This window comes from Streptosporangium pseudovulgare (genome assembly GCF_014648055.1).
GTDB lineage: Bacteria > Actinomycetota > Actinomycetes > Streptosporangiales > Streptosporangiaceae > Streptosporangium > Streptosporangium pseudovulgare.
Map to the genome: position 1 here is coordinate 99,471 of NZ_BMQJ01000016.1, position 14,750 is coordinate 114,220.

12 protein-coding genes are annotated in these 14,750 nt (G+C 72.0%); 4 read left to right on the forward strand and 8 right to left on the reverse strand.

Features of this window, described 5'->3' with window-relative positions; all coding sequences use genetic code 11:
• Window positions 1-40: 40 nt before the first annotated feature.
• Window positions 41-1,456, forward strand: coding sequence for an MFS transporter (locus IEZ10_RS28310; protein WP_189249579.1), 1,416 nt, complete (start codon window positions 41-43; stop codon window positions 1,454-1,456).
• 60 nt (window positions 1,457-1,516) lie between these two features.
• On the opposite strand, the gene IEZ10_RS28315 is transcribed toward IEZ10_RS28310, so the two are convergent.
• The 6 genes from IEZ10_RS28315 to IEZ10_RS28340 form a co-directional block, all read right to left on the reverse strand.
• Window positions 1,517-2,404, reverse strand: a complete 888-nt coding sequence (locus IEZ10_RS28315; protein ID WP_189249580.1) for a LysR family transcriptional regulator — start codon at window positions 2,402-2,404, stop codon at window positions 1,517-1,519.
• A gap of 237 nt (window positions 2,405-2,641) precedes the next feature.
• The gene (locus IEZ10_RS28320) at window positions 2,642-3,103 is read right to left on the reverse strand and encodes a GbsR/MarR family transcriptional regulator (RefSeq protein WP_189249581.1); all 462 of its coding nucleotides are present in this window, start codon (window positions 3,101-3,103) and stop codon (window positions 2,642-2,644) included.
• Window positions 3,100-3,900, reverse strand: a complete 801-nt coding sequence (locus IEZ10_RS28325; protein ID WP_229811728.1) for an alpha/beta fold hydrolase — start codon at window positions 3,898-3,900, stop codon at window positions 3,100-3,102. Before IEZ10_RS28325 ends, IEZ10_RS28320 begins: the two co-directional genes overlap by 4 nt.
• A 135-nt stretch (window positions 3,901-4,035) precedes the next feature.
• Window positions 4,036-4,770 (reverse strand): hypothetical protein, encoded by a 735-nt coding sequence (locus tag IEZ10_RS28330; protein WP_229811729.1) that lies wholly within the window; start codon window positions 4,768-4,770, stop codon window positions 4,036-4,038.
• A gap of 158 nt (window positions 4,771-4,928) precedes the next feature.
• A complete protein-coding gene (locus tag IEZ10_RS28335) occupies window positions 4,929-6,122 on the reverse strand; it encodes a hypothetical protein (RefSeq protein WP_189249583.1) in 1,194 nt (397 codons plus the stop codon).
• 4 nt (window positions 6,123-6,126) lie between these two features.
• Window positions 6,127-7,215 carry a HesA/MoeB/ThiF family protein gene (locus tag IEZ10_RS28340; RefSeq protein ID WP_189249584.1) on the reverse strand — a complete coding sequence of 363 codons (1,089 nt, stop codon included), beginning with the start codon at window positions 7,213-7,215 and terminating at the stop codon, window positions 6,127-6,129.
• Window positions 7,216-7,466: 251 nt separating this feature from the next.
• Between IEZ10_RS28340 and IEZ10_RS28345 the strand changes: the two genes are divergently transcribed.
• Window positions 7,467-10,355 (forward strand): AfsR/SARP family transcriptional regulator, encoded by a 2,889-nt coding sequence (locus tag IEZ10_RS28345; RefSeq protein ID WP_189249585.1) that lies wholly within the window; start codon window positions 7,467-7,469, stop codon window positions 10,353-10,355.
• 102 nt (window positions 10,356-10,457) lie between these two features.
• On the opposite strand, the gene IEZ10_RS28350 is transcribed toward IEZ10_RS28345, so the two are convergent.
• Together IEZ10_RS28350 and IEZ10_RS28355 are read right to left on the reverse strand one after the other, a co-directional pair.
• Window positions 10,458-11,921 carry an alpha/beta hydrolase gene (locus IEZ10_RS28350; protein ID WP_189249586.1) on the reverse strand — a complete coding sequence of 488 codons (1,464 nt, stop codon included), beginning with the start codon at window positions 11,919-11,921 and terminating at the stop codon, window positions 10,458-10,460.
• 445 nt (window positions 11,922-12,366) lie between these two features.
• Window positions 12,367-13,317 carry a helix-turn-helix transcriptional regulator gene (locus IEZ10_RS28355; RefSeq protein WP_189249587.1) on the reverse strand — a complete coding sequence of 317 codons (951 nt, stop codon included), beginning with the start codon at window positions 13,315-13,317 and terminating at the stop codon, window positions 12,367-12,369.
• Between the two features lie 175 nt (window positions 13,318-13,492).
• Here IEZ10_RS28355 and IEZ10_RS28360 point away from each other — a divergent pair, with 175 nt between their 5' ends.
• Both IEZ10_RS28360 and IEZ10_RS28365 read left to right on the forward strand, forming a co-directional pair.
• On the forward strand, window positions 13,493-13,942 hold the full coding sequence (locus IEZ10_RS28360) for a carboxymuconolactone decarboxylase family protein (protein ID WP_031171213.1): 450 nt from the start codon (window positions 13,493-13,495) through the stop codon (window positions 13,940-13,942).
• A gap of 170 nt (window positions 13,943-14,112) precedes the next feature.
• The gene (locus IEZ10_RS28365; RefSeq protein ID WP_229811730.1) at window positions 14,113-14,718 is read left to right on the forward strand and encodes a YdeI/OmpD-associated family protein; all 606 of its coding nucleotides are present in this window, start codon (window positions 14,113-14,115) and stop codon (window positions 14,716-14,718) included.
• The last annotated feature ends 32 nt before the right edge of the window (window positions 14,719-14,750 follow it).

Consider the following 14,750-nt stretch of genomic DNA (forward strand, 5'->3'; position numbering starts at 1 on the left):
CCCTTCGGTCGCACGCCCTCAAGAACGTCTCAGGAGTGTCATGAAATCCCGGCTCAGGCCCTCTCCGGCCTCCGGTGCCGCGGCCGCCGCACCACAGGCGGCCCGCGGCGGATCCCCCGTGGTGCTCGGCGCCGCCCTGCTGGGCTTCTTCCTCATCTCGCTGGACGCGTTGATCGTCACCGTCGCACTGCCCGACATCGGCCGCAGCCTCGGCGGCGGCATGTCCGGCCTGCAGTGGATGGTGGACGGATACACGCTGGTGTTCGCCGCCCTGATGCTCTCCGCGGGAGCCCTGTCCGACCGCATCGGGGCCCGGAACGCCTACGGCGGCGGACTGGTGCTCTTCGCGCTGGCCTCGGCCGCGTGCGGGCTCGCACCCGACCTCAGCGTGCTGGTGGTCGCCCGGCTGGTGCAGGGGGCCGCGGCGGCGGTCATGATGCCGGCATCACTGGCCCTGGTCCGGCAGGGCTTCCCCGACCAGGCGAAACGGGCGCGGGCGATCGCCGTCTGGACCGTGGGCGGCGCGGTCGCGGTCGCGACCGGGCCGGTGCTCGGCGGGGCGCTCACCGCCTCGGCCGGCTGGCGGTGGATCTTCTTCGTCAATCTCCCCGCGGGTCTGCTGGCGCTCGCCCTGCTCACCCGCGTGCCGGCCTCCCCGCGGCTGCCCGCACGGCTGGACATGGCCGGTCAGGTGACGGCGGTGGCCGCGATGGGCGCGCTGACCTACGGTGTGATCGAGGGCGGCGACGGGGGCTTCGGCCGGCCGCTCGTGGTGGTGTCGCTGCTGGTGGCCGTGGTCGCGGCGGTCGCCTTCCTCACCGTGCAGGCTCGGGGCGCGCACCCGATGCTGCCGCTGCCGCTGTTCCGCTCGCGGGTGGTGGCGGTGTCATTGGTGGTGGGCTTCATGCTCAACGCCTCCTACTACGGCGGGGTGTTCGTCTTCAGCCTGTACCTGCAGCAGGAGCGCGGCCAGTCGGCGCTGCACGCGGGCCTGATGTTCATCCCGATGACGGCACTGGTCGCCGTGGTGAACCTCGCCTCGGCGAGGCTGGCGGGACGGTTCGGCCCGCGCGCGCCGATGGTGGCGGGACAGTTGGTCGGGACGGCCGGGCTGCTGACTCTGCTCACCGTCGGCGCGCACACCCATGTGTGGGTGGTCGCGGCGCTGATGGTGCCGGTCGGCCTCGGCGGGGCGCTGACGGTGCCGGCGCTGACGGCGATGCTGCTCGACGCGGTGCCCGCGGACCGGGCGGGCACCGCCTCCGCCGTGCTCAACACCGGCCGCCAGGCCGGCGGAGCCATCGCGGTGGCCGTCTTCGGGGCACTGCTGGCGAGCGCGGACACCTTCCTGGCGGGCATGCGGTGGGGCATGCTGCTCGCGGCGGCCGGGCTCGCACTGACGGCGGGCACGACGCTGACGCTGCCGCGGAATGGGCGCCGGGATGCGAAGGCGTGAGCCGGGCGGTGTCACGGCGGGGCCGGCTTGTTCCGCACGCCGTCTGACCGGAAGTCCGTCTCACCGGGTGGGGGCGAGCTCAAGGAGGATTTCCACGAAGGTTTGGAGCCTTGCGGATTCATGGCCTTTCAGCCACATCGGCGCATAGTCGACAGGCGGTGCGTCGTCGAACGAGAGGTAGGCGATGTCCGGCCGGGCGTGGTAGTCAGCCGCCATCGCACCGACCGGAGTGCCCCCTTTGCCCGCCCCGACCAGCGACAGCATCTCCTCCCAGCCGAAGGCGGCCGGGCCTTGGGGGACGGATCGGCCGCCCGGTGTACGACGTGGATAGTGGGCATCGAGGAAGTCCTGGGACGCACCGACGGGCGTGATCAGCGGCAGGAGGGCGAGATCCTCCAGCGAGACCGTCTCCCGGGCCGCGAGCCGGTGGGAGGCGGGCACCACGAGGGAGCGGCGTTCGGAGAAGAGAACAGGCCCGGCGATGACGTCGGGTCCGTCGACCGGAAGTTCTTTGACCAGTATGTCGAGTTCGTCGCCCCGCAACCCTGTGAAGGCGGCGGCGAACGTCATTCGATGGATCTCGACGGTGCACTGGGGATGGCGCGCCTGGAGCACCTCCGCCGCCCGCACGATGAGGTCGCCGCACCATAGGGCGGAGAAGCCGGCGCGCAGCACACCGCCGAGGCCCCGGTAGGCTGCTGACGCGTTGGCGACGGCCTGCTGAACCTGTCGATACGCGGGGAGCAGTTCGGCGTGGAGTCGTCGGCCGACCGGGGTGAGGGCCACGTGACGGCTGCTGCGTTCGAACAACGGGCCGCCGATGCGGCGTTCCAGTTTCTTGATCGTCTGGCTGACCCGGCCCGGCGAGACGAGCAGACGTTCGGCCGTGCGCGTGAAGTTGAGCTCTTCGGCCAGGGCCAGGAACGTCTCGATCTCATGCCGCTCCACCGAACCCCGCGCCTTCCGCGGCCTCGCTACCGCCACTCCGGCCCACGGCTCCGCCGCCGGGTCCTCCGCTCATCGGCGCCGCCCCAGAGCAGGCCGATGAGTGCCGTGACGGCCGCCTTCCGTTCATCGAACGTGATGTGCGGTGCCGATGAACCATAGTCGAAGATGAACGGCGAAATGAACGCCCGGACCGGACGCGGCGGTACCTCCGGCGCGGAACCGTTCCGAAGGATCACGTCAGGTCCCGGCGGACCCTGTCCGCCGGTGGCGGTGTCCGGCGAGGATCCGACCTCCGACGTCGACATAGCCGGCGAAAAGGTCGATCACATCATGAAGCCGCTCCCGTGCCGGGCCGCCCCGCACCAGGGCCTCGCCCTCGCGCAGGGCGGCGATCAGGGTCCTGGCCCGTGCCTGGCTGGCCTCCAGCAGCGACTCGATCCCTCCCGTGGCCTCGACCAGGAGCCGCCGGCTGCCGGGCTGCGGGATCACCCTGGCCAGTCCCCAGGAATCCAGCTGCCGCACCGCGGTGCTCACCGCCCCCTTGCTCAGCTCGAGCTCGGCGGCGATCGTGTCGAGGGAGATCGGCTCCTCGCTGAGGAGCAGCAGCCCGTAGGCGCGCCCGGTCGCGTGCGGCAGGTTCCAGGAGGCCAGCAGGTCACCCACCGAGGTGATGAACGCCCGGCGCCCGGCCGCGCTCATCGCCGCGCCTGCTTCGCAGCCGGGACCGTACGCAGGAACGCGTCGATCGCCGCGTTGACCGCGCATGGGTCGTCCTGGTTGGCGATGTGGCCCGCGCCGGGGATGACGATCTCCTCGACGCCCTCGGCCTCGGCCCACCGGGGCATGGCCGCGGCGATGTTGCCGGTGCGGTCCCGCTCGCCACGGATCAGGCACAGGGGCACCGGCGTGCGATAGCCCGGGTCCGGGGTGAGGAGTTCGACGGTCGCCCGCCACACCTGGACGAACTCCTTCTTCGGCAACCGACCGAAGGCCCGCCGGGCATCCGCTCGCGCGTCCGGGGTGATCGCGGAGGCTTCGGCCATCATCCGCGGGAGAACCTTCGCCGGGATCATCGACAGCGTCGGCGCGGCCGCCCGCAGCAGCAGGCGTTCCCTCCGGGACAACGGCGCCGTGTTCGGTGTCGCGCCGATGACGATCAGGGCCCGGGCGAGACCGGGGTGCCGCCGGACGACGGCCTGGCTGACGTTGCCGCCGAGGGACTGTCCCACGAGCACCGGCCGGTCCACTCCCAGGTGCTCGATCAGCGCGCACAGGTCGGCGACCGCCTCCTCCGCGGTGAACCGTGCTCCGGCCGGGCGGGAGAGGCCGTGGCCCCGCAGGTCCCAGGTGACGACGCGATGTCCGCGCTCCAGCAGGTACTCCCGCTGGGCGTCGAACATCACGTGGTCGGCTCCGGCCCCGTGGGTGAACACCAGTGGCACGCCGTCACCGCCGCTGTCGGCGTACCGCAGGTCACAGCCACGGAGGGAAAGCACGGAGGTTAGATTTACCATAATCTAAATATAGCGAATATGACCGTTGCGAATCGGCGACCCGACCACGGCGAGCAGGCCGGCGATACGTCCGGCCTGCGTCACAGGCCGCCGAACGCGCGGGTCACCTGCGACACGTCACGCGGATCCACCGGATATCTGCCGCGCCGCCGGAATGCCGTCCCCGTCGTCACCCGGCGCCGCCGCGGCGGGCTCGATCTCCGGCGCGCCGGTTGCGCCGCCGGTGATCTGGCGCAGCCGGGTGATGGTGTGGTCGAGCTGCGTCGCCAGGTGGGGGATGGTCGCCGGCGGCAGGTACGCCTCCGCGCCGGCGTCCAGCATGCGCCGTACCGGGCCGTGGTAGCTGACCCCGAGCTCGTCGTCGTCGATCTCGGTGATGACGAGCCGGGCTTCCGGGAACATCGATCGGAGGCTCCCGATCAGCTGAGGGCTGATCGGCGGTGTCAGCAGTACGTCGGCCGTCCTGGGAGCGGCGTGCATGTCGAGCACGACGTAGTCCGGGCCGAGCTTTTCGGACAGCGACACCCGGGCCGACGCCGACAGCTTCATCGCCGTGGCGACGACCGTCACGCCGTCGTAGTCGGCCGGAGGAGCCTCGTCTGCCTCCTCCGCGACGGCGGCGTCGATGATGGCGCCGTGGAGCACGCGAACGGTGCTGGAGATCACCGCGATCGATTCGCCGTCCCGGGTGACGGCCAGCTCCTGCCCGGGTTCGAGGGCGTCGATGAGCGCCCGGACGTCCTCGGGAAGGCGGGTGACGTCGATCGACCGGCCGGCCCGCGCGGCGCGCCTGCCCGCCATCAGGTCCGGAGCGCGCTCGGGGCGGCGGATGGAGGCGGTGCCATGGGACAAGATCCTTCCACATCGGCCCGCTGTCCTCCCAGAAGACGGCGATATCGGATCCGAGACGAGCGATCGGTCTCCCGGCTCCACGTCACCGGCGCCGGCCGACGGTGAGGACGACCGGCCGGTGGCGGGTGAGCCGTCCGTCCGGGCGCACGGCGAGGAGGCTACCGCCGGACGTACTCCCGGACGGCCAGGGAGACGGCCAGGAGGTACGGGCCGAGCAGCAGGACCGCGCACAGCAGCGCGTACCAGAACCGCGAGCTGAGCGGTCCGAGCAGCAGCCCCTCGGCCGCCCACGCCAGCACGGCCACCGCGACGGGGGCCACGAAGAAGACGAACCAGGCCAGCACCACGGCGAACCCGGCCAGCCACACCCACCGGAACCACCGCCCGGCCCGCACGTCGGCGGGCGCGGCCGAGTCCAGCTCCGCCGTCTGCGCCGGGGTGAGCCCGCCGAACGCGCGCCGCAGCAGCAGCGTCTTGACCCGCCACAGGTCGCGGCAGCCGAGCGCGTTGACCAGCACCCCGTACAGGTCGGTGCGCAGGAAGACCATGCACTGCCACAGCAGGCCCGCCAGCTTCACGAACACCCACGTCGAGAGCGTCGCGTCCACCACGGGGTCCGGCGACCACACTCCCTGCCGGATCAGCAGACGGGCGCCCAGCAGCAGGCTGAGCAGGACCACGTCCACCGCCATCCCGCCGAGCAGCGGCCCGTAGCGGCGACGGCGCGGCACCGTCCAGAGCTGGGAGAGATCGGTCTCCAGGACGAGCAGCATCATCCGCCGGTCCACCCCGAACCGGGACTCGACGCCGACCGCCCGGGCGGCGAGCCAGTGCCCGCACTCGTGCAGAAACGTCGAGACCAGGACGAACGGCATGAGCAGCAGCGCGCTCAGCCCGATGTCGTCGAGCAGGAACGCGTCCTGGGCCGGGTCCGGGAACAGGGACGGCGAGACGGCGAAGACGACCAGGCAGAACAGTGCGAGGACGGCGTAGCAGATCCAGGCCACCGGTCCGAAGAAGGGGCGGGCCGCGCGCCGGCTCACCCCCGCCATCCAGCGCCGCATCTGGATGGGCGCGGTGCGCACGACCCGGCGTTCCGCGTCGGGCCGGTCGTCGACGAATCCCAGCTCGGCGAGGGTCGCCACGAACGACGGCATGTCCACGGGCTCACCGGCGAACGCCTCGGCCTCGCCCGCGGCCTCCTCCTCGGTCGCGCCGCGCAGCAGCGCCGAGATCACCACTCCGCCCACGGCGGGCATGGACACGAAGGTGCCGGTGGCGGGATCGCCGACCAGGACCTCGTCGCCCTCCTCGACCACGCTGAGCGGGCGCAGCCGGACCGTGCCGCTCATCGGCTCACCGCCGGGCCAGCGCGCACGCCGGGCAGCCGGGGTCGCGGGGGAACGGCTGCCACACCGGGACGAGCCCGTCGAGCAGGTCGATGACGACCCGGGACCCGGCCGCGCGCGGCTGCTCGACGCCGGTCAGGTAGCGCATGGCCTCGTAGGCGACCAGCGACCCGACCTGCATCGCCATCGGCCCGGTGAGGCCGTTGGCGAGCCGCAGCCCGCGGGTGAGCCGCTGGGCGACCGCCGCGGTCGTGCGCTCCCGCGGATCGGGGAGGTCGGACTCGTCGCAGCGCAGGCAGGCGCTCACGCCCGGGTCGACGGAGAAGTAGATGAGCTGGGTGCGGGTCATCCCGCCGGCGACCCAGGGGACGCCCGCGCGCAGCGCCGCCTCGTTGACCCACAGGTTCGCGTCCGGGTCGCCGTCGAGGCCGCCGGCGATCAGGTGGGCGTCCTCGGTGAGGTCCTTGAGGTCGTCCGGGCCGGAGATCCACCGGTCCACGGCGCGGACCTCGATGCCCGGGTCGTACTCGCGCACCCATTCGGCGGCGCGGTCCACCTTCGAGCGGCCGATGTCGGCGTGCCGGTAGAGGAACTGGCGGGCGAAGTTGCGCGGGGCGATGTCGTCGCGGTCCACCAGTGTCAGCGCGCCGACGCCGAGCCCGGCCAGGCACTGCACGAGGGACGAGCCGCCGCCGCCCGCGCCGAGCACGAGGACGTGGGAGTCGCGCAGCCGCCGGACGAACTCCGCCCGCGGCCTGCCGAGGCGGGCGAAGACCCCGAAGAACGTCAGGTTGGAGAAGTGCCGCTCGTCGGCGTCCGGGTCGCCCAGCAGGCGTCCGGCGGCGTCCTCGACCAGGCCGAGGGAGTCGAGCCCGGCGAGACCGTCGCGGACGTCGTCCTCCGTGACGGGTACGCCCCGCGCGCTCAGCGCCGCGCTCAGTTCCTCCGCCGTGGCCGGTCCGCGGGCCAGCTCGTCGAGGAGCGCCGCGATCCGGCCGTCCGGATCGGCCAGCGTGTACGCCTCGCGCGGGTCGTGGACCACCACCAGTTCGTCACCGAGAGACTCCCAGGCGCACTCTTTCAACATCACCTGCATCGCTCATCCGCATCGCTCGTCGGGAGGGAGAGGGCCGGGAGGCGGCCAGAGCCGCCTCCCGGCCTACTGAGAGGCGGTGCCTCAGGTCATGAACTGGGTCGCCTTGACGGCCTCGACCTTGCGAACCTCGATCTTCACCTTGTCCACCTCCTTCTTTCCGATGTCCTTGATCAAGGTCCTCCCTTCGCCCACATAAACCGCATATGGTCGCCATAGAAGGGACAGAACCGCTGATCGTTCGGGGAGACGAGGTGGATTTCGCGGTCCTCGGGCCGGTCCGGGTCACCGACGCCGGGCAGCCGATCCGGCTGGCTTCCAAGGCCCGTGCGGTGCTCGGCGTCTTCCTGCTCCATCCGGACACCGTCCTGTCCAGGGACCGGCTGATCGCCTCGGTGTGGGACGACCCGCCCCGGTCCGCCCTGCCGAACCTCCAGACGTATCTGACCGCGCTGCGCCGCGCCGCGATCGAGGTCGAGACCGTGCCGTACGGCTACCGCCTGTGTCTGGGCCCCGACCGGCTCGATCTGCTCGCCTTCGACGAGGCCGTGCGGCAGGCCCGGCTGGAGGCGGCGCGCGGCGACGCCGCCGCGGCGAACCGGCTGTTCGCGGAGGGGCTGGCGCTGTGGCGCGGCCGGCCGGCCGAGGACGTGCCGCTGGCCGCGACGACGCAGGCGCGCATCGCCGAGCTGGAGGAGCGCCGGGAGAACGCCCGGCTCGGCTGGATCGACGTGCGCCTGCGGCTCGGCCTGCACGACGAGCTCGTCGGTGAGCTGACGCCGCTGGTGGAGGCCGCGCCGCTCAACGAACGCCTGTGGCACCGGCTCATGCTGGCGCTGCACCGGGCGGGCCGGCGCGCCGAGGCGCTGGAGGCGTACCGGCGGGCCCGCTCGACGCTCGTCGCCGAGCTGGGCGTGGAACCCTCCCAGGAACTACGCGGCCTGCAGGCGGCGATCCTCGACGACGCCCCCGTCCCGGCTCCCGCACTGGAGACGATCCGCGAACCGGCCTGGCTGGAGACGGTCCGGGAACCCGCCTGGACGGGGCTCTGCCTGCTCCCGGCCGACATCGCCGACTTCGCCGGCCGCGAGGGCGAGACCCGCGACCTGGTCGCCGCGCTGGACGGCACCGGGACGGCACCGGTGATCGTGACGGTGTCGGGGCCGCCCGGGGTCGGGAAGAGCACGCTGGCGGTCCACGTCGCGCATCTGGTGCGGGAGCGGTATCCCGACGGCCAGCTGTTCGTCCGGCTGTGCGACGCCTCGGCGTCGCCCCGCGACCCGTCCGACGCGCTCGCGGAGCTGTTGCGGGCGCTCGGCGTGGACTCCGCCGGCATGCCCTCCTCCGTCGGGGAGCGGGCGGCGATGTACCGGGCCAAGGTCGCCGACCGGGCGGTGCTCGTGCTGCTGGACGACGCGGCCGGCGAGGCCCAGGTGGAACCGCTGATCCCCGGGACCCCCGGATCGGCGGTCCTCGTCACCTCTCGTGGGCCGCTGCCCGCGCTGCCCGGCGCGATCGCGTACGCGCTGGACGTGCCGCCGGCCGCCGACGCCCATGACCTGCTCGCCGGCGTGGCCGGGGTGAAGCGGGTGGCGAGCGACCCCGGATCGGCGGAGGCGATCGTACGCGCCTGCGGCCGGTTGCCACTCGCGCTGCGCATCGCCGGGGCGCGGCTGGTGACCCGTCCGGCCTGGCCGCTGGCCGAGCTGGCGCGGCGGCTCGCCGACGCCTCGGCGCTGAACGAACTGCGCGCGGGCCACCTGGACGTCCGCGCCACGTTCGAGGCGAGCTACGCGGCGCTGTCGGCGCCCGCGCGGCGCGCGTTCCGGCTGCTCGGATCGGTGGCCGTCGACGGCGTGGCCGCCTGGACGGTGGCCGCGCTGGCGGGCGCGACCACGCACGACGTGGACGGCTCCCTGGAGGAGCTGGCCGCCGCCGGGCTGGTCACCGCCGGTGACGCCGACGCCGCGGCCGAACCCCGCTACCGCATGCACGACCTGCTGCGCGGCTTCGCCGCCGAGCTGTTCGCCGCCGAGGAGAGCGGACAGAGCCGGGCGGCGGCGCTGCGCCGGGTCGCCGCCACGGCCCGGGGCCACGCCGCCGAGGCCGCTCGCGAGCTGCCCCTCGCCTTCGCCCCGCCGCCGCCCGGTGTCCCGGCCCGGACGCCGCCCTGTCCGGAGGGCGGCGCCTGGCTGACGGCGGAGCGCGGCGTGCTCGTCGCCGTGGCCGAGACCGCCGCCCGCACCGGGCTGGTGCGCGAGGCGGCCGAACTCGCCTGCGCGCTGGCGCCGTTCCTGATCGTGCGCGGTTTCCACGACGACGCCGTCCGCATGCTGGGGACGGCCGCCGACGCCGCCGCCGCGGCGGGTGACGCCACCGCCGAGACGCGCCTGCGACTGGTGCGCGCCGACGCCGAGGTGGACCGCAGACGCGCCGGCGTGGTCGCCGACGAGTTCCGCCGCCTGCTCGACCGCTGCTCACAGGCCGGGGATCAGCACGCCGCCGCGTACGCGTTGCTCGGGGTCGCCGCCACCCTGGAGGCGGACCTGGGGTCCGCGCTCGCCGCCGCCACCCTGGCCGCCGAACGGTTCGACGCGCTGGGCGACCGGCACGGCCTGCTGAGCGCGTGGACCGAGGTCGCCGGGGTCCAGTTCTACCTGGGCCGCCACGACGCCGCCGCGGCGACCTGCCGCCGGGCCCTCGCCCACGCGGAGGGGCACAGCGCCGTCCACCGGGCCCGTTTTCTACGAATGCTCGGCATCGCCTGCTACGAGACGGGCCACGTCGAGGAGGCGATCGGCCACTACCGGGCCTGCCTGGACCTCTGCCGGGACCTGCGGTGGACCACCGGCGAACGGCTGGCGCTGCATCGGCTGGCCCAGGCCGAGGCCGCGCTGGGCCGCCATGACACCGCCACCGGCCTTCTCGCCCGGTGTGCGGAGATGTTCGTCAACGCCGGAGACACCCGGGGAGAGGCACTGATCTCCTACACGCTGGGCGAGATCAGCCGGTGGCGGGGCGACGAGCGGGCCGCGCTGGCCCACTTCACCACCTGCCTCCACCGGCTCGACCCGCTCAACGAACACGTCTGGTCCGCCCGCGCCAGCGACCAGATCGCCCGCTCCCGGGCCGCCCTCGGCTGACCGGTCGCGGTGCCTGTGGTCGCGCCACGGCCCGCGCGGCCGGGCGTAGGGGCCCGGCCAGGGTGTGTGACGTCTCCTCCTCCGGCGTGCCCGGCGATGCGATCAGCAACGCTCGTCGCGGGTGGGCAGGTTTCCGGTGGTCAGGAAGGAGGTGACGGTCCGGTCGCCGCAGGCGTTGCCGTTGGCGAGGTAGACACCGTGGCCGCCGGAGTCGACGGCCACCATGCGAGCCCGCTGCCCGAACGCCTGGCGCATCTTCAGCGCTCCGCTGTAGGGCGTGGAGGGGTCACGCAGGTTCTGGATGAGCAGGACGTTGGCGGGTCCACGCGAGGTGACGCGCACGGGGGGTTCGGCGGGCTTGAAGGGCCAGAACTGGCACGGCCCCGCGTTGACGGGCATGCCCGCGGTCAGCGGGTGGGCGGACCGGCTGTTCGCCACCTGGCGCTCGTACCCGCTGGTCGAGCCCGGCCATTCGACGTCGTTGCACATGGTGGCGCCGGCGGTGGCGGCGGTGTTCTGCATGGCGGCGGCCGGGGGCGTGTTCGACGGGGGCAATTCGCCGGCGGTCAGGGCGGCGTGCATGAGGGTGGCGAGCATGGGGAAGTTCGCGTCGGAGTACAGGGCGTTGAGCATGGTCTCGCGCAGGAGGTTGCCGTTCAGCTCTTCCGGATTGGCGCCCGGCCAGGGCAGGGGATTGCGGTCCAGCTCGGCGGCGAGGTCGAGGAAGGTCCGGCGGACCTGCGCCGGGTCGGTGCCGAGGCCGTACTCGCCGTCGCGGGTCGCGGCCCAGGCGGCGAAGTCGGGGAAGCGGTCTTCCACGCCGACGGTGTAGTTGGCCAGCCACCGGCGCGCCACGCGGCGCGGATCGGGATCGTCGTTGCTGTCCAGGATGACCCGGTCGGTGCGCTGCGGGAACATGGTGGCGTAGACGGCGCCCGCGTAGGTGCCGTAGGAGACGCCCCAGTAGGAGATCTTCTTCTCGCCGAGCGCCTGGCGGATGCTGTCGATGTCGCGGGCCTCGTTGCGGGTGCTGATGTGCCGGATGAGCGGTCCGCCGTTGCGGGCGCAGGCCTCGGCGATCCTGCGTGACCAGGCGAGGTTGTCCGCGATGCCGCCGTCGGCGTCGGGATACGGCTTGAGCTTGGTGACCGACAGGTCGCCGGTTGCGAGATCGCATGAGACGGGTGAGCTCTGGCCCACGCCGCGTGGGTCGAACCCGATGATGTCGTAGCGGTCGAGCACGTCCTGCGGCAGTTTCTTGACCTGGACGCTGGGGCGGTTCAGGCCGGGACTGCCCGGTCCGCCGGGGATGAGCAGCAGCACGCCACGGCGCGACGCGGGCTTGGCGGTCTTGATCCGCGACACGGCCAGCGAGATCGTCGGCCCGCCGGGCTTCCGGTAGTCCATGGGGACCTGCAGGGTGGCGCATTCCTGGCGCGGATCCACGCCGGAGCCCGCGGGGCAGGCGGCCCACGAGGTGCCCGCCGCCTGGGCGGGGGTCATCAGAGCCGTGGCGAGGATGGCGGTGGACGCTCCGACGGCTGACAGTCTCGCGAGGGTTCGCATCAGGATTTCCTTTTAGTGATCGTTCGGCTTGCGTCACCGAGACTGCCGCACCGCTGACCCCCAACCCAGAGACCTGGTCATCGAAGACCCATGACGTCATCACGAACGGGACAGAACGCCCAGTCGGTGACATGGCAGCACCAGAGCCTGTACGGAGTCCGGATCTTCAGGCCGGCCGGAGGCTTCGAATCCGTAAGACGGCTCCGCGCGGGTGCGGGCAGGTCAGACAGCCGTCGGGTGTCCTGCCGAACCGGAGGGCCGGCTCACGCCGCTCCTTCATGGGGTCCCGGTAGTCCTGGCCGAAAGACCAACCGCGGACCGGCAGTGCGGCGTGTCTCGTTGAGCGAACCTCGATTGGGACAGTCAAGATCACAGTCTCACTTCGTGATGGCCGGCGACATCCGTCACTGCAGGTAGCCGTGTCGGCGATCGGCGGGTGTTCGTGTCACTGGTTGTCCTCGAGGAGTTGTCGTGTGCGGGTGAGGAATGCCTGGCGGACCTCTTCCGGGTGCAGTATCCGGAGTGGTCGGCCGAGGCTGAGCAGGTAGCGGGCCAGGCCGTCGGCGTCTGGCCCGCCGATGTCGATGATCGTGGCGTCATCGCCGTCCGGGTGGTGGACGCCGACCGTTGGCGGCACCAGCCTGCGGGCCTCATCGGCCGGTACGGCCAGTCGGATGGTCACCCGCACCGCGTAGGGCTTCAGCGCGATGCCCGTGCTGACCATCTGTGCTGGATCCGGTGGGTCGGGCAGGGCAGTGGCCTGCCCGGTGGCCGTGGCATCGATGATGCGATCGGTACGGAAGGTGCGCCAGTCCTGCCGCGTCAGGTCGTAGGCGAGGAGATACCAGCGGCGGCCGGTGTAGATGAGCCGGTAGGGGTCCACCCGGCGAGTGGACGTCGTTCCGCCCCTGTCGCGGTAGGTCAACCGGGTGCGTTCGCCTCGTCGGCACGCGGTGGCCAGGTCGAGCAGCAACGCGGGGGAGATCTGGCTGTCGTCGGGTCGTGCGGTGTGGGTGAACGCGGCGTCCAGCTCGCCGAGCCGGTCGGCGATCCTGGCCGGCAGCACCTGGCGTAGTTTCAGCAGCGCCGACAGGGCTGCCTGGTCGCTGCCGGAGACTCCGCTGAAGGCGGCGGTGCGCAGCCCGACGGTGACCGCGAGGGCCTCCTCCTCGTCAAGGATCAGTGGCGGAATGCTGGTTCCGGGCCCGAGGTGGTAGCCGCCCCATGGGCCCATCTCCGATTCGATGCCGTAGCCGAGTTCACGTAGCCGGGCGATGTCCCGGCGAACCGTCCGTTCGGTGATCCCCAGTTGGGCGGCCAGATCAGCGCACGTCCAGGACCGCCGCGTTGACAGCAAAGACAGCAGCCGCAGCAGCCGCGCCGAGGTGTTGACCACGGCTGACAGTCTGCTCGATAACCAGGACCGTTTCCGACCGGGTCATACCGTAACGTCGCCGGCATCACCGAGAACTCCTCGGCCGAAAAGTCCATTACGACGACGATGACCTCCGCCAAGGTGCGTTAGATGGCGGGCCCGGATGGGCGCACGTAACCGACGAGGGGCAGGACCCATGGAAGCACGCATGAAGAGCGTGGCGAATCCCGACGTGATCACAGCGATCCAGCATCTCCACAAGGCGATTCACGCCGGTGGCGTCGACCCGCTCGTGCTCGAGCTGGTCCATCTGCGGGCCAGCCAGATCAACGGCTGCAGCCCGTGTGTGTTCGCCGGCGTCCAGTCGGCGAAGAAGCATGGAGAGACCGAGGAGCGGCTGCACAACGTGGTCACCTGGCGCGAGACCCCGTTCTTCACCGAGGAGGAGCGGGCGGCGCTCGCGCTGACCGAGGCCGCCACCCGGATCCAGGACGGCGCGCCGGGCGTGACCGACGAGATCTGGGACGCTGCTGCCACCCACTTCGACGAGAACCAGATGTCCGCGATCATCCTGAACATCGCAATCACCAATTTCTTCAACCGGATCAACCACACGATCCGGGAGCAGGCCGGCAAGACCTGGTGAAGGCGGGCGGGCGTCATCCGTCCAGAGGCCGCGGTGGCGACGTGGCGAAGGACGTGATCGGCCGGCTCCACCGTTGACCGATCCAGCGCCACTTCCGGCAGGCCCCCGTCCTGGGCGCCCACCTTCGGGTGACCGCCGGCAACCATACCTTTGATGATCATCAGGGGCACATGACGATGAGCAACGAACCACTGGAACTGACCGTTACCGATGCCCGAGCCTGGCGGGAGTGGCTCAGCGGACACCACGACAGCTCGGCAGGGGTGTGGCTGGTCCTCGCCAAGCAGAACACGACCCGCCCCACCAGCCTGACCTATGACCAGGCGCTCGACGAAGCCCTGTGCCACGGCTGGATCGATGGTCGGCTACGACGGCGGGATGAGATCACCTTCTGCCGGCGCTTCACCCCTCGCGGAAGGCGAAGTCCCTGGTCAGCGCGGAATGTTTCCATCGTCACCCGGCTGATCAGCGAGGGCCGGATGCATCCGGCCGGAATGGCCGAAGTCGAACGCGCCAAGGCCGACGGCCGCTGGGACACGGCCTACGCGGGACAGGCCGGCATCGAGGTACCAGCCGACCTGGCCGCCGCATTGGCCGCGAAACCCCAGGCACAAGCGATGTTCGACATCCTCACCTCCCAAAACCGCTACGCCGTTCTCTATCGGATCGCGAACGCCAAACGCGCCGAGACCCGAGCCCGCCGTATCACCCAGTTCGTTGACATGCTCGCCCGCGGCGAGGCGATCCACCCGCAAAAGCGCACCCTCGGCGGTTGAAGGCCGTCCCACTCCTCTCCCCGCCTCGCTCC

Bases quoted from the DNA above. Each gene is read 5' to 3' on its own strand.
- IEZ10_RS28310 (WP_189249579.1), top strand. From the start codon at position 41: ATGAAATCCCGGCTCAGGCCCTCTCCGGCCTCCGGTGCCGCGGCCGCC.
- IEZ10_RS28320 (WP_189249581.1), bottom strand. From the start codon at position 3,103: ATGAGCGCGGCCGGGCGCCGGGCGTTCATCACCTCGGTGGGTGACCTG.
- IEZ10_RS28335 (WP_189249583.1), bottom strand. From the start codon at position 6,122: ATGAGCGGCACGGTCCGGCTGCGCCCGCTCAGCGTGGTCGAGGAGGGC.
- IEZ10_RS28340 (WP_189249584.1), bottom strand. From the start codon at position 7,215: ATGCAGGTGATGTTGAAAGAGTGCGCCTGGGAGTCTCTCGGTGACGAA.
- IEZ10_RS28350 (WP_189249586.1), bottom strand. From the start codon at position 11,921: ATGCGAACCCTCGCGAGACTGTCAGCCGTCGGAGCGTCCACCGCCATC.
- IEZ10_RS28360 (WP_031171213.1), top strand. From the start codon at position 13,493: ATGGAAGCACGCATGAAGAGCGTGGCGAATCCCGACGTGATCACAGCG.
- IEZ10_RS28365 (WP_229811730.1), top strand. From the start codon at position 14,113: ATGACGATGAGCAACGAACCACTGGAACTGACCGTTACCGATGCCCGA.